Source organism: Amycolatopsis heterodermiae, from assembly GCF_034929455.1.
GTDB classification, from domain to species: domain Bacteria; phylum Actinomycetota; class Actinomycetes; order Mycobacteriales; family Pseudonocardiaceae; genus Amycolatopsis; species Amycolatopsis heterodermiae.
This window is the reverse complement of the sequence record NZ_JAYFSI010000003.1, coordinates 160,753-173,940: the sequence shown is the minus strand read 5'-3', so window position 1 is coordinate 173,940 and position 13,188 is coordinate 160,753. Positions and strand designations below refer to the sequence as shown.

16 protein-coding genes are annotated in these 13,188 nt (G+C 71.7%); 6 read left to right on the top strand and 10 right to left on the bottom strand.

Translation table 11 applies throughout. The features are described from left to right. The first annotated feature begins 8 nt into the window (after positions 1 to 8). Together VA596_RS16710 and VA596_RS16705 are read left to right on the top strand one after the other, a co-directional pair. Entirely contained in the window at positions 9 to 2,297 is a 2,289-nt protein-coding gene (locus VA596_RS16710; RefSeq protein WP_323328076.1) for an excinuclease ABC subunit UvrA, read from the top strand. 55 nt (positions 2,298 to 2,352) lie between these two features. Beyond that, positions 2,353 to 3,528 carry an LLM class flavin-dependent oxidoreductase gene (locus VA596_RS16705; protein WP_323328074.1) on the top strand — a complete coding sequence of 392 codons (1,176 nt, stop codon included), beginning with the start codon at positions 2,353 to 2,355 and terminating at the stop codon, positions 3,526 to 3,528. A gap of 41 nt (positions 3,529 to 3,569) precedes the next feature. Here VA596_RS16705 and VA596_RS16700 read toward each other — a convergent pair whose 3' ends face one another. Together VA596_RS16700 and VA596_RS16695 are read right to left on the bottom strand one after the other, a co-directional pair. Then, positions 3,570 to 4,772 carry an RNA polymerase sigma factor gene (locus VA596_RS16700; RefSeq protein ID WP_323328072.1) on the bottom strand — a complete coding sequence of 401 codons (1,203 nt, stop codon included), beginning with the start codon at positions 4,770 to 4,772 and terminating at the stop codon, positions 3,570 to 3,572. Then, positions 4,769 to 5,113 carry a YciI family protein gene (locus VA596_RS16695; protein WP_323328070.1) on the bottom strand — a complete coding sequence of 115 codons (345 nt, stop codon included), beginning with the start codon at positions 5,111 to 5,113 and terminating at the stop codon, positions 4,769 to 4,771. Before VA596_RS16695 ends, VA596_RS16700 begins: the two co-directional genes overlap by 4 nt. A 14-nt stretch (positions 5,114 to 5,127) precedes the next feature. On the opposite strand from VA596_RS16695, the gene VA596_RS16690 reads away from it, so the two are divergent. Together VA596_RS16690 and VA596_RS16685 are read left to right on the top strand one after the other, a co-directional pair. Next, complete coding sequence (locus VA596_RS16690) at positions 5,128 to 5,919, top strand: alpha/beta fold hydrolase (protein WP_323328068.1); 792 nt, start codon at positions 5,128 to 5,130, stop codon at positions 5,917 to 5,919. 9 nt (positions 5,920 to 5,928) lie between these two features. Further along, positions 5,929 to 6,975 carry a site-specific integrase gene (locus VA596_RS16685; protein ID WP_323328066.1) on the top strand — a complete coding sequence of 349 codons (1,047 nt, stop codon included), beginning with the start codon at positions 5,929 to 5,931 and terminating at the stop codon, positions 6,973 to 6,975. Between the two features lies 1 nt (position 6,976). On the opposite strand, the gene VA596_RS16680 is transcribed toward VA596_RS16685, so the two are convergent. Beyond that, a complete protein-coding gene (locus tag VA596_RS16680; protein WP_323328064.1) occupies positions 6,977 to 7,141 on the bottom strand; it encodes a hypothetical protein in 165 nt (54 codons plus the stop codon). Between the two features lie 25 nt (positions 7,142 to 7,166). On the opposite strand from VA596_RS16680, the gene VA596_RS16675 reads away from it, so the two are divergent. Further along, entirely contained in the window at positions 7,167 to 7,676 is a 510-nt protein-coding gene (locus VA596_RS16675) for a CGNR zinc finger domain-containing protein (RefSeq protein ID WP_323328062.1), read from the top strand. On the opposite strand, the gene VA596_RS16670 is transcribed toward VA596_RS16675, so the two are convergent. Then, positions 7,673 to 8,359 (bottom strand): SRPBCC family protein, encoded by a 687-nt coding sequence (locus VA596_RS16670; RefSeq protein WP_323328060.1) that lies wholly within the window; start codon positions 8,357 to 8,359, stop codon positions 7,673 to 7,675. The two genes, VA596_RS16675 and VA596_RS16670, sit on opposite strands and share 4 nt — an antisense overlap. 24 nt (positions 8,360 to 8,383) lie before the next feature. After that, positions 8,384 to 8,929 carry a methyltransferase domain-containing protein gene (locus VA596_RS16665; protein WP_323328058.1) on the bottom strand — a complete coding sequence of 182 codons (546 nt, stop codon included), beginning with the start codon at positions 8,927 to 8,929 and terminating at the stop codon, positions 8,384 to 8,386. A gap of 156 nt (positions 8,930 to 9,085) precedes the next feature. Between VA596_RS16665 and VA596_RS16660 the strand changes: the two genes are divergently transcribed. Next, positions 9,086 to 9,862: an SGNH/GDSL hydrolase family protein gene (locus VA596_RS16660; RefSeq protein ID WP_323328056.1), complete on the top strand. Its 777-nt coding sequence runs from the start codon at positions 9,086 to 9,088 to the stop codon at positions 9,860 to 9,862. Here the strand turns inward: VA596_RS16660 and VA596_RS16655 are convergent. Genes VA596_RS16655 through VA596_RS16635 form a run of 5 tightly spaced genes read right to left on the bottom strand, consistent with a single transcriptional unit; the run spans position 9,842 to position 13,172 of the window. Then, on the bottom strand, positions 9,842 to 10,456 hold the full coding sequence (locus tag VA596_RS16655; RefSeq protein ID WP_323328053.1) for a TetR/AcrR family transcriptional regulator: 615 nt from the start codon (positions 10,454 to 10,456) through the stop codon (positions 9,842 to 9,844). The two genes, VA596_RS16660 and VA596_RS16655, sit on opposite strands and share 21 nt — an antisense overlap. Positions 10,457 to 10,475: 19 nt before the next feature. Further along, positions 10,476 to 10,913: an SRPBCC family protein gene (locus tag VA596_RS16650; protein ID WP_323328051.1), complete on the bottom strand. Its 438-nt coding sequence runs from the start codon at positions 10,911 to 10,913 to the stop codon at positions 10,476 to 10,478. Continuing rightward, positions 10,910 to 11,230 (bottom strand): metalloregulator ArsR/SmtB family transcription factor, encoded by a 321-nt coding sequence (locus VA596_RS16645; protein ID WP_323328049.1) that lies wholly within the window; start codon positions 11,228 to 11,230, stop codon positions 10,910 to 10,912. Before VA596_RS16645 ends, VA596_RS16650 begins: the two co-directional genes overlap by 4 nt. Further along, positions 11,230 to 11,616 carry a VOC family protein gene (locus tag VA596_RS16640; RefSeq protein WP_323328047.1) on the bottom strand — a complete coding sequence of 129 codons (387 nt, stop codon included), beginning with the start codon at positions 11,614 to 11,616 and terminating at the stop codon, positions 11,230 to 11,232. Before VA596_RS16640 ends, VA596_RS16645 begins: the two co-directional genes overlap by 1 nt. Positions 11,617 to 11,642: 26 nt before the next feature. Then, on the bottom strand, positions 11,643 to 13,172 hold the full coding sequence (locus tag VA596_RS16635; RefSeq protein ID WP_323328045.1) for an FAD-dependent monooxygenase: 1,530 nt from the start codon (positions 13,170 to 13,172) through the stop codon (positions 11,643 to 11,645). Positions 13,173 to 13,188: the final 16 nt, after the last annotated feature.

Genomic DNA, 13,188 nt, shown 5'->3' with positions numbered 1-13,188 from the left:
CGCAGGTCATGGCCAACCAGCAGACACGGCGCACCGGCGGCCACATCGTGCTCGAAGGTGCCTGCGAGAACAACCTGAAGAACGTCTCGCTCTGCATCCCCAAAGGGGAGATCACCGTGTTCACGGGCGTGTCGGGCTCGGGGAAATCGTCGATCGTGTTCGACACGATCGCGGTCGAGTCCCAGCGGCAGCTCAGCGAGACCTTCAGCTGGTTCATCCGCAACCGGCTGCCCAAGCACGAACGCCCGCGCGCGGAACGGATGTCGAACCTGTCGACGGCGATCGTGGTGGACCAGAAGCCGATCGGCGGCAACGCCCGATCCACGGTCGGCACGATGAGCGAGATCCACGCGATGCTGCGCGTGCTGTTCTCCCGCTACGGCAAGCCGAGCGCGGGGTCGTCCAACCTCTACTCGTTCAACGACCCGCAGGGCATGTGCGAGGAGTGCCAGGGCCTGGGCAAGACCACCAAGCTGGACCTGGACCTGCTGATCGACTACGACAAGACGCTGAACGAGGGCGCGCTCGACTCGCCGCTGTTCGCCATCGGCACCTACATGTGGCAGCTGTACGCGCAGTCCGGGCTGTTCGATCCGGACAAACCGCTGAAGAAGTTCACCAAGAAGGAATGGGAGCTGCTGCTGCACGGCGGCGGGTTCCGGGTGGACCGCTCGGGCAAGCGGCAGAACTATTCGAACGAGTACGAGGGCGTCGTCGTCAAGCTCAACCGCCGTTACCTCAAGAACGGCCTGGACACGCTCAAGGAACGCGACCGCCGCGAGGTGGAGAAGATCGTCGTCGCCGGCCCGTGCGCCGTCTGCAAGGGCGGCCGGCTGAACAAGGCGGCGCTGGCGTCGAAGATCAACGGCAAGAACATCGCCGACCACTGCGCGCTGGAGGTCAGCGAGCTGATCGCCGAGCTGAAGGCGATCGAGATCCCGGCGGCGAAGTCGGTGCTGGCGGGCGCGCTCGCGGCGCTGGAGCGCGTCGAGTCGATCGGGCTGGGTTACCTCAGTCTCGACCGCGAGACCTCGACGTTGTCGGGCGGCGAGGGCCAGCGGCTCAAGACGGTCAAGCACCTGGGCAGCAGCCTCACCGACCTGACGTACGTCTTCGACGAGCCGAGCGTCGGACTGCACCCGCGTGACGTGCACCGGCTCAACGAGCTGCTGTGCGCGCTGCGGGACAAGGGCAACACGGTGCTGGTCGTCGAGCACGACCGCGACGTCATCGACATCGCCGACCACGTCGTCGACATGGGCCCGGGCGCCGGCACGCACGGCGGCGAGGTCGTGTTCGAGGGCACGGTCAAGCAACTGCGCCGCGCGTCGACGCTCACCGGCAAGTGCCTGACGCACATCCCGGGCCTCAAGGAGGGTTTCCGCGAGCCGACCGGGCAGCTGCCGATCCGGAAGGCCGACCTGCACAACCTGCACGACGTGTCGGTCGACGTGCCCACCGGCGTGCTCACGGTGGTCACCGGGGTGGCGGGCTCGGGCAAGAGCACGCTGATCTCGGGCTCGCTGCGCCGGCAGCACCCGGACGCGGTGATGATCGACCAGTCGGCCATCGGGGTTTCGACGCGATCGACGCCGGCAACCTACCTGGACGTCATGGACGTGATCCGGAAGCTGTTCGCCGAGGCCAACGACGCGCAGCCGGGGCTGTTCAGCTTCAACTCCGAAGGCGGCTGCCCGGAGTGCAAGGGCCGCGGGGTCATCGAGACCGACCTGGCCTACATGGACCCGGTGACGACGATCTGCGAGGCCTGCGAAGGCCGGCGGTACCGGCCCGAGGTGCTGGACAAGACGTTGCGGGGCAAGAACATCGTCGACGTCTTGGCGCTGACCGTCGAGGAAGCCCTCGAGTACTTCGCCGAAGAGCCGATCACGAAGAAGCTGGAGCTGCTGACCGAGGTCGGCCTCTCGTACCTGACGCTGGGGCAGCCGCTGTCGACGTTGTCCGGCGGTGAACGGCAGCGCGTCAAGCTCGCGCACCGGCTGCGCGAGACCGGCAACGTGTACCTGTTCGACGAACCGACCACCGGCCTGCACATGGCCGACATCGGGCACCTGCTGGACCTGCTCGACCGGCTCGTGGACGGCGGCAACACGGTCGTGGTGATCGAGCACGACCTCGACGTCGTCAAGCACGCGGACTGGGTGATCGACCTGGGCCCGGAAGCGGGGCGCCACGGCGGCCGGGTGCTGTTCGAGGGCACTCCGGAGAAGCTGCTCAAGGACAAGAAGTCCCACACCGCCGAATATCTGCGTGCGGATCTCGACCACGCCAAGTGATTTCGGCGTTTCCCGTTGACCTGAAAGAAGAACAACTATCCGATAGGAGATGCGCATGTCCCGTGGCACCACGAAGGACCGCCTCCCCGACGGGCAGCTGCGATTCGGCTTCATGTGGCTCAGCTCGCCGACCCCCACCGCGACGTCCAAGGCGGTCGCCGACCGCAACCCGGACTCGCTCGACCCGGCCACCCAGATGGACCTGGCCCGGCGGGTCGAAGACATCGGCATGGACTACGTGTTCTTCGCCGACGGCTACATCACCCACGGCGAGAACAGCGCCCGCATCGGGCACGCCCAGCCGCACATCTCGGCGCCGATCTACGCGCCGGTCGTGATGGCCGCGACGCAGCACATCGGCGTCGTCACCACCATGCACACCCGCTACCTCTCCCCCGGTGTCATCGCCCGCCTCGGCGCCAACCTGGACGCGCTCAGCGGCGGCCGCTGGGGCTGGAACATCGTGCCCGGCTGGAAGACGCCGGAGGCCGAGCTGCTCGGCGCGCCGACCGACACCGACCACGACCTGCGCTACAAGATCACCACCGAGGCCGTCGAAGCGGTCAAGACGCTGTGGGCCGCGCGCGGTGAGCACGTCGAGTTCCACGGCGAGTACCACGACCTGCGCGGCAGCCTGATCGGCCCGCACATCGAGCAGCAGCCGTGGCCGTGCCTGTTCAACGCCGGGGTGTCGGCGGCCGGGCAGGAGCTGATCGCGAGCACCTGCGACTTCGCCTTCACCCCGCTGCCCGACGACTACTCGAAGGTCCGCAAGACCGTCGACTCGCTCGCCGAACGGACCGAAGCGGCCGGGCGGTCCCCGGTGGACGTCAACATGGCCGGTGCCGTCGGTGTGCTGCTCGGCAAGACCGACGCCGACGCCCAGGAGAAGTTCGCGTGGGTCCGCGACTCGCTCGACATGGGGGCCGCGCGCGACATCGCGACCGAGCTGATGGGCGGCAGCGAGACCTACCAGGAGAACTACGAAGGCGAGTTCGACGACATCGCCCGCACGCTCGGCTTGGCCTGCGGCAGCAAGGTACTGGTCGGCTCGCCGGAGACGGTCGCCGAGCAGCTGCTGGACCTGCACCGCGAGACCGGCGTCCGCGGGTTCATGTTCCTGCCGGTGATGTACGACGCCGAGCAGATCCAGCTGATGGGCGAGGTCTTCCCGTACCTGCAGAAGGCGAACGTCTGGACCCCGCCCGCCGAACGCGGCTGGAGCTGGTGACGACGGCCGTGGGCCGGCCGCCGTTTCCGTGACCCGCGGGGTCACCTCTGGGGTGTAGCCGCCGCCTGAGCCCGTTTCCGTTCCAGCAGCGCCTTTTCCGCGGTGTTGCCGGTCAGTTCGATCGCCGTCGTGTACGCCGCGACCGCGTCCTCGGTCCGGCCCACGCGGTCGAGCAGGTCCGCGCGGATCGCGTAGAACAGGGGGAACGCGGCGAGGTCGAGCGCGTCGACCAGGGCCAGCGCGTCGGCGGGCCCGTCGACCTCGGCGACGGCGACCGCCCGGTTCAGCGCCACCACCGGGGTCGGGGTGAGCGCGAGGAGCTGGTCGTAGAGCTGCTTGACCTGCGCCCAGTCCGTGGGGGCGTCGCTGTGCACGGCGTTGATCGCCGCCTGGACCTGGTACGGGCCCGGCTGGTTGCGACGCAGGCAGCGGCGGACGATCTCCTGCCCCTCGGCGACCAGGCCGGCGTCCCACCGGGAGCGGTCCTGGTCGCCGAGGAGGACGAGGTCGCCGTCGGCGGTGGTGCGGGCGGCGCGCCGGGAGTCGATGAGCAGCATCAGCGCGAGCAGGCCCCAGACCTCGGGTTCGTCCGGCATCAGGCCGTTCAGCGCCCGGGTGAGGCGGATCGCTTCATGGCACAGGTCTTCGCGGACCAGCTCGTCGCCGGCGCTGGCCGTGTAGCCCTCGGTGAAGATCAGGTAGAGCACGGCGAGCACCGCCGACAACCGGTCGGGCAGGTCGGCGTCCTGGGGGACGCGGTACGGGATGCCCGCGTCGCGGATCTTGTTCTTCGCGCGGACGATGCGCTGGGCCATCGTCGGTTCGCCGACCAGGAACGCACTCGCGATCTCGGCGGTGGTCAGGCCGCCGAGCAGCCGCAGGGTCAGCGCGACCTGACTGGCGCGGGCCAGCGCCGGGTGGCAGCAGGTGAAGATCAGCCGGAGCCGGTCGTCGGGGACGGCGCCCTCCTCGACCGGTTCGGCCTCGGCCTGCAGCAGCGCGGCCTGGGCGTGCTTGTCCTCACGCGCGGCCTCGCGGCGCAGCCGGTCGATGGCCCGGTTGCGGGCGGTGGTGATGATCCAGCCGGCCGGGCTCGGCGGCACGCCGGTGTCCGGCCAGCGCCGGACGGCCTCGGCGAACGCGTCCTGGACGGCTTCCTCGGCGACGTCGATGCTCCCGAAGACCCGCACCAGCACGGAAACCGCCCGGCCGTACTCCTCGGTGAAGACGCGTTCGACGCTCATGCGCCGTCGTTGAAGGGCCGCACCTCGACGGGCAGCGGCGCGACGGCGTCGGCGAGCCGGCGACCCCACACGAGGGCGGCGTCGAGGTCGGGCGCGGTGATGATGGTGAACCCGCCGAGGTGTTCCCGCCCTTCGGTGAAGGGCCCGTCGGTGAACAGGGGCTCCCCGGCCCGCACCACGGTGGCGGACGACGGCGGGTGCAGTCCCCCGGCGAACACCCACGCCCCGGCGGCCTTGAGATCGGCGTTGAGCGCGTCGAGCTTCTTGGTGACCTCGGCCAGTACCTCGGGCGGAGGGGTCGGGCCGTCGGGCTGGTAGATGCTGAGCAGGTAGTGCGTCACGGCAGGATCATGGCATGAGGATTCACGCTTCCGACCACGAAACGACGGTGACCGTCCGCGGCACGCGGGGGCCCGCCGTGCTGCTGGTGCACTCCCTCGGCCTGGACCGGCGGATGTGGGACCCGGTGCTCGACCGGCTCGCCGAGGGGCGCCGGGTGTTCGCCTACGACGTCCGCGGCCACGGGACGGCGTCCGACGCGCCGAAGCCGTTCACGACGACCGCCACCGCTGCCGACCTGGTGGCCGTGCTGGACGCGCTCGAACTGGAGACCGCGCACGTCGCCGGGCTGTCGCTGGGTGGGGCGATCGCGCAGGCCGCCGCGGTCGCCGCACCCGGGCGGTTCGCGTCGCTGACGCTGATGGCCGCGCCCGACCGGCCCGTGCCCGAGGCTTTCGAACAGCGGGCCCGGATCGCCGAACCCGAAGGCATGGCCACGCTGGTCGAACCGACCCTGGAGCGCTGGTTCACTTCGGCCGCACTCGCCGCCGACACCGAAGGCGTGCGGTACGCCCGTAAGTGCGTCGCCTCGTTCGATCCGGCCACCTGGGCGTCGATCTGGCGCGGTTACGGCGGCCTCGACGTCTACGAACGCCTTCGCGGCTTCCCGGCGCCCGCGCTGGCGGTCGCCGGCGGCGCGGACGCGTCGATCCCGGTCGACGGCATGGCCGCCATCGCCGCCCGGATCGGGAGTGGGGCGCGGTTCGAGGTGCTGCCCGGCGCGCCACACATCCAGACGCTCGAATGCCCCGAAGCGGTGGCCGACGCCCTGGGCGGGTTCCTGCCCGCGGAGATCGACATCCCGTAACCTCGGCGCGTGCCTGGCGACCTGGAACCGGTGACCGACGCGGCCCTGGCCGCCGCGAGCCCGGAAGACCGGCTCGCGCTGCTGGACGAGGCCGCCGCGCGGCACGTCGACGGGCAGCGGCCGCCCAACACGCTCAAGGCGTACGCGCAGGACTGGCAGGTGTGGCAGGACTACACCGCCGAGACCGGGATCCCGCCGCTGTCGGCGTCGATCGGCGCGCTGACCGGGTTCGTCGTGTGGCTCGAACGCGGGCGGACGTTGCGCCCGGACGAACGCGCCGTGCCCGAGGTGCCCGAGCGGGCGGCCCCGGCGGCGCCGTCGACGATCGAACGGCGGCTGACCGGCGCTCTCGCCGGGCTGCGGCACCACAAGGTCGTCATCGACACCGAGGCGAGCCGCGCGGCTTGGCGGGCGTTGAAGGGCTATCGGCAGCGGCTCGCGCGGGAAGGCGTCAAACTCGGCCGCGGCAAGGCCACCATGGTGACGTTGGCTGATCTGCGGGCGATGTCGCGGGCCTGCCCGGACACCCTGGCCGGTGCGCGTGACCGGGCGATGCTGCTGATCGGGTTCCCGATCGCCGCGCGGTGCTCCGACCTGGCGAACCTGCTGGTCACCGACGTCGAGCCGGTCGACGACCGGGGCCTGTCGGTGACCGTGCGGCACGGCAAGAGCACCGGTGACATGGTCGTGCCACGCCGGGAAAGCCCGGACACCGATCCCGTCCGGGCGTGGCACGCGTGGCGCTCGGGTGCCGGGATCAGCGAGGGGCCGGCGTTCCGCCGGGTCGACCGGCACGGCAACGTCGGCGTGCCGGCGCTGAGCACGACCGGCGTCAACCAGATCCTCACCCGGGCCGGCGTCCGCGCCGGCCTGCCGTACCCGGTAACCGGGCACTCCCTGCGGTCCGGGTTTGCCACCGAGGCGCGCCGGGCCGGGGCCGACGACCTCGCGATCGCCGACCAGGGCCGCTGGGTGCGCGGCAGCCGCGCGCTGTACGAGTACATCCGCCGCGTCGACCAGTGGGACGACAACGCCGCGGGCGTGCTCGACCTCTGATTCACCGGGTCAGCTGCCCTTTCGTCGCGCCGACGACCTGGCCGTCGAGGCGGGCGAGCCAGCTGCCGCAGACGCAGCGCACGTACTCGAGCCGGCGGGAAACGGGCTGGGCCGCGGGCAGTTCGGCGAGCGGCCAGCCGCAGCGGGGGCAGCGGTGGATGTCCATGCCCCGATCGTGCTGTAATGACTTAGTGCACTTCAACCCTTACGGCGGCCCGGCCGCGCAGGTCGCCGCCGACCTGGTCAACACGGGGCCGGCGGGCGAGCTGGTCGACGCGATGGTCCGCAACGGCATGTCCATCACCGCGCTGACCGGCGACGAGGCCACGCGCATCGGCGCCTGGGCCGCCCGCCTGCGCCCGGTGTTCGCCGCGACACCCGCCGAGCGCGTCGGCCTGGTCAACGAGCTGCTCGCGGAGTCGGCGTGCCGGCCGTACATCACCAGCCACGACGGCAAACCGCCCCACCTGCACTACTCCGAAGAGGACGCCGGCCCGGTCGGCCGCGTCCGCGCCTACACCTCCGGCGGTCTGGCCCACCTGGTGTGCGAGGCGCCGGACCGCCTGGGCATCTGCGGCCGCGAGGGTTGCGAAACGGCGTACGTGGACACGTCTCGCAACGGCCGCCGCCGGTTCTGCTCGACGCGCTGCGCGACCCGCGTCCACGTCGCCGACCACCGCGCCCGTCAGGTCACGGCTTAGCCGAACACCTGCGCCAGCCACGTCTCCCAGTCACGGACGTCGGTGCCGCCGAAGAGGTGCCGTCCCACGCCGATCGGCCAGCCGAAGGCGTTGCGGCCGTAGAAGCGGTAGAGCGCGTCCGCGGTCCGGACGCCGAGGAACGTCGGCGTCACGTAGTCGACGACGCCGTCGAGGTCGGTCACGTGGTCTCCGACGCAGACGTCACCGGGCACGCCGAGCGCCTTCTTCAGCTTGGTGAAGCCGTCCGGGCTCGCGGACGACGCGGGAGCCTCGGTCATCGCGTATTCGACGGGGCGGCCGTTGAAGTGCTTCAGGTACTCGCCGAGCGAGTGGTAGTAGAACGCGGTGTGCCGGCGGCAGGCGTCGTAGTTGGTGTCCCAGTCCTCGAGGAACACGCCGCGGTGCACGAACTTCAGGTGGGTGCCGTCGCCGCGGCGTTCGAAGGTGTAGTCGAGCTGGTTGAACCAGCCGTCCTTCTCGCAACGGGTCGCGAAGCGCTCCCCCGGTTCCCACACGGTGACCTCGCCGCCGTAGAACGTCAGCCCGGTCTCCCGCCCGCCGACGCGCGGCTCGTACCGGATGGGCCACGACCAGCTCCCGGCGTCCACGGTGATCGCGCGCCAGCAGTCCGCCGGCGTGGCGGCCAGCGTGCCTTCGAACCCGACTTCGAATTCCTTGCCCATGGTGCCCAGCTCCCTCGTGTGTCGTCACGAGGACGTCATCCGGGCGCGATCGGATTCGACAAACCGGCCCGGAGATTGTTTCGCGCGCCAGGCCAGAACCATCGGGCTGGGCTCGCCGCCCTCGGCGAAGCGCTCGAACGTCAGGCCCGCGTCGAGGACCGCGTGCAGCAGTTCGGGCAGCGGCAGGTGCGCGGCGCCGACCTTGTCGCGCAGGCCCTGGTCGGTCCACGACGCCGTCGTCCAGCCGGCTTCCCGGTAACCGGGCCGGATCACGACGGCGGGCAGCGCCCCGGAAGCGAACGGCAGGGCCACGGCGTCACCGCGCGCGACCGGCAGCCGCCCGGACGCGTACCGCAGCATGCCTTCGGAGACGTCGACCCCGAGCGGGGTCCGGCCGAGTGACCGGATCAGCTCGGCGTGGACACCGGTCCCGCAGCCCACCTCCAGGCAGGGCCCGTCGCCCGGTCCGAGCAGCTCTCGCACGGCGGGCCGGATCGCGAGGGGATCTTCGCGCTGCCCGGCCAGGAAGGACGTCTCGTACCACTCGGCGATCGCGTCGTAAGCCGTCATGCTTCCCGTGTACCGGCCCGCGCCGACGCCGAGCCAGAGATTCCGCGACGGGCGGAACCGGGTCCATGGCCGACTCGGCGCCGTCGCGAGGAGCAGGGATCCGCTCCGGTGGAACACCCTGCAGAGTGACCGGCGTCGCTGCTTAGACTGGATCACATGAGCAAGCGCTTAGTGGCACTGGGGGACTCGTTCACCGAAGGCGTCGGGGACGACGATCCGGCCGCTCCGAACGGTGTGCGCGGCTGGGCCGACCGCGTCGCCGAGGAGCTCGCGGCCTGCGAACCCGCCTTCCGGTACGCCAACCTGGCCATCCGCGGGAAGCTGATGGGGCAGGTGCTCGCCGAGCAGCTCGAGCCGGCCCTGGCGATGGGGCCCGACCTCGTGACGCTCTACGCGGGCGGCAACGACCTGATGCGGCCCAAGGTCGACGTCGACGCGCTGACGGACGCCTACGAAGCCGCCGTCGCCCGGATTCGTGCGACCGGGGCCCGGCTCGTGCTGTTCACCGGGGTCGACGGGGTCGAGGACCCGCTGTTCCGCACGATCCGCGGCCGGGTCGCGATCTACAACGAGAACGTCCGCGGCATCGCCGCCCGCCACGGGGCGCTGCTGGTGGACATGTGGGCCATGCGGCAGCTGCGCGACCGGCGGCGCTGGGCCCCGGACCGCCTGCACCTCAACGCATCCGGGCACACCGAGGTCGCCATGGCGGTGCTGGACGTCCTCGGCGTGCCGCACCCGCTGACCGCGACCGAACTGGGTCCGCGCGAGGTGCTCAGCCCCGCCGAGCGGCGCAGCCAGAACCTCCGGTGGGCGCAGGAGCACGCCGTGCCCTGGGTGCGCCGGCGCCTGCGTGGCGAGTCGTCCGGGGACACCATGACCGCGAAGCGGCCGACGCTCGAGCCGGTCGGCTCAGCGGCTCTCCCCCGCTGACGCGCGCGGGCGCAGCCCGTCGAAGAGGATCGCCACGGCCCGGTCACGCAGGCGCGCGTCCGGGCCGGCGTACTCCGCGGCCCGCGCGGTGCCGATGATCACCGTGATCAGCTCACCGACGACGAGGTCGCCGCGGACCGCGCCGGCGCCCTGCGCCCGCGAGAGCAGCACGCCCAGCGATTCGATCAGCCGGGCGCCGACGTCGGACTCGGCCTTCGGCACGGTGACCCCGGCCGCGGTGAGTGCTTCGAAGTAGGCGTTCTTCGCGCTGGACATCTCGATCCAGCTGGTCAGGAACGTGAAGAAGGCGCCACCCGGGTCGGCGGAGTCCGCCGCGACGACGGTTTCGGCCTCGTCGACGAACCGCTGCAGCCGGTTGTAGAGCACGGCTTCGAGTAGCGCTTCCTTCGTCGGGAAGTGCCGGAAGACGGTGCCGATGCCGACGCCGGCCGCGCGCGCGACCTCTTCGGTGGGCGCGCCGGTGCCCTTGGTGGCGAACACGGTCTCGGCGGCGTCCAGCACGCGCGCCCGGTTGCGCCGGGCGTCCGCGCGCAGCGGCTTCGGCGCGTGGGGGTCAGCGGCGGCGGGGGTCACCACCCGATGGTAGCCGGGCCTACCCGGGCAGGGTGTCCAGCAGCCGGGCGAGGGCGCGCGGCACGTGGGAGCGCCAGCCGCCGCCCATGATCCGCCGGGACATCCGCTGGAACTCGTCGCCGGGATCGAAGCCCTCGTGGCTGAGGAAGAGCCGGGTGCCGCTGCCTTCGGGTTCGAGCCGCCAGGTGACCGTCCACTGCGGACCCCAGCGGATGCTGAGCTTGCGTTCCGGCTCGACCTCCAGGACCTCGCACGCCACCGGACCGCCGACGAACCCGGCCGCGGGCACCGGCTCGGCCAGCAGCTCGAACCGGTGCCCCACCACGGGTTTGATGTCGTTGGGCATGTTTATCCAGCGCTCCAGCAGGTCCGGTTCGGTGAGCGCGCGCCACACCTTGCGGGCCGGGTGGGCGAGGAACTGGTCGACGTGGATGGCCGTCGGGTCGTCGCCGGTCACAGGTCCTCCTCCTCGTCGAGCAGGTCACGCAGGTTGGCGAGCTTGCTGCGCCAGAAGCGTTCGTACGGCGTGAGCCAGTCCGCGACCTCTTCAAGCGGGGCCGCTTCCAGCCGGTAGACGCGGTTGCGGCCCTGCCGCTGCTCGTCGACCAGGCCCGCTTCCCGAAGCACCCGAAGGTGTTCCGAGAGGCTGGGCCGGGCCATCGCGAACCGCTCGGCGATCGCGCCCGCGGCCATCGGGCCGTCGAGCAGCAGCCGCAGCACCTCCCGGCGCGCGGGGCTGGCCAGCGCGGCGAAGACGTCGTCGTTGACCGGCATCAGCGCGGCCAGTTGCCGAAGTCGGACGCCTCGAGCAGGCCGACACCGTGGCCGTCGACGTCGTGGAACGAGGTGGCCCGGCCCCACGGCCGGTCCTCCGGCTCGGCGACCTCGACCCCGGCCGCCCGCAGCGCGGCGACGTCCGCGTCGAGGTCGGTGGTCTGCAGCTGGAAGTGCCGCGGCCCGGCCTCGATCCCGGTGACCTGCTGGTCGGTGAGCACCAGGCCGGTCTGCGCGCCCTGGGGGGCCACCATGACGAAGTGGCCGCCCTCGGGCGTGCGCCGGTCGACGAGCGCCTCGAAACCGAGCTTCCCGACGTAGAAGTCCCGCGCGCGGGCGTGGTCGGCGACGGGCAGGGTCAGGAACTGCACGTGGGTGATCGTCATGCGACCGACATTACGTAGGAGATCTCCTACATGTCAACGAGGGTGCCGAACCACCGCTCCAAAGCCGCACGCAGCGCCTTGCGTTCGGCGTCGCCTGGCTCCGCCGCGCTCGTCGCCCAGGCCACGTACCCGTCGGGCCGGACCAGCAGCGCGGTCGCCTCCGGGACGGCCTTCCCGGTGACGGCGTCGACGCGGTCGGTCCAGCCGCGCAGCTCGTCACCGAGACACGCCGCCGGGGTCAGGTCCAGCAGCAGCGGCCGGGCCGTCCTGGTCAGCTCGGCGAGCCGGACTCCGTTGTCCAGCAGCAGATCCGGGGCCCACCGGCCGTCGAGCGGGTGGTCGGTGCCCGGCTCGTAGCGGACGTCGGCGCCGGACATCAGGTCCGCGATGTGCTGCACGGTGCTCGGCTGCCGCAGCAGCTCACCGAACAGCTCCCGCAACGCCGTGACCTCGCCGCCCGGCGCGATGAGCGCCGACTGGGCCTGCGTGTGCATGACGACGCGCTCGGCGACCGGACGGCGTTCGGCTTCGTAGGTGTCGAGCAGCCCTTCCGGTGCCCAGCCCCGGATCTCGGCGGCAAGCTTCCAGCCGAGGCCGGCGGCGTCCTGCAGCCCCAGGTTGAGCCCGGGCCCGCCGATCGCCGAGTGGACGTGCGCCGCGTCGCCGACCAGCAGCACCCGGCCGGCGCGGAACCGGTCGGCGAGCCGGGTGTTGCGGCCCCGGAGCCGCCGCAGCAGGTGCGGGCCGTCGCCTTCGGGCGGGCCGATCGGCAGGTCGAAACCGAGGACCCGGCGGACGCTCGCGCGGACCTCGTCCAGTGTCACGGGGCGGTCGTCGTCCTCGTCGTCGTCGTCGGCCCACTCGATGGCGGTGACGCCGGTTCCGGTGGGCAGCGGCGCGTAGATGAAGAGGCCGTGCTCGGTGCGGTAGTGGAACAGCGGCGGGATCACGCCGTGGCCCGGCACGCGCAAGCCGCCGGTTTCGGCGTCGATCATCTCCGCGGGCACGGTGGCGCTCGCGCTGTAGGAGATCGTGCGGTCCTCGGTGACGCCCGGAAAGCCGATGCCGGCGAGCTTGCGGGTGACGCTCTTCCCGCCGTCCGCGCCGACGACGTACCGCGTGGTCAGCTCGTACGGCCCGTCCGGACCGGCGACCTCGAGGGTGACCTGTTCGTCGTCTTGGGTGAGGCCGGTCAGTGCGTGGCCGCGGCGGACCTCGACGCCGAGTTCGGCCGCGCGCTCGCCGAGCGCCGCTTCGATCCGCCGCTGCGGCACGGGAAGGATGTTCAGCGGATTGGGCTCGGTGAGCGTCAGGTCGAGCCGCATCGCGCCGAACACGAAGGCGGGCACGGGCGGGCCGATCGGGCCGGCCAGCCGCTCGTGCAGGCCGCGGCGGTCGAGCAGGCGCACGACCTGGCCGACGAGCCCGTTGGCGCGGGGCATCAGGCTCGGTTCGGGCAGCTGTTCCAGGACAACCGGGCGGACTCCGGCCAGGGCCAGCTCGCAGGCGAGCATCAGCCCGTTGGGGCCGGCTCCGGCGATGACAACGTCTTCCATGGCGAAACTCCTTGTG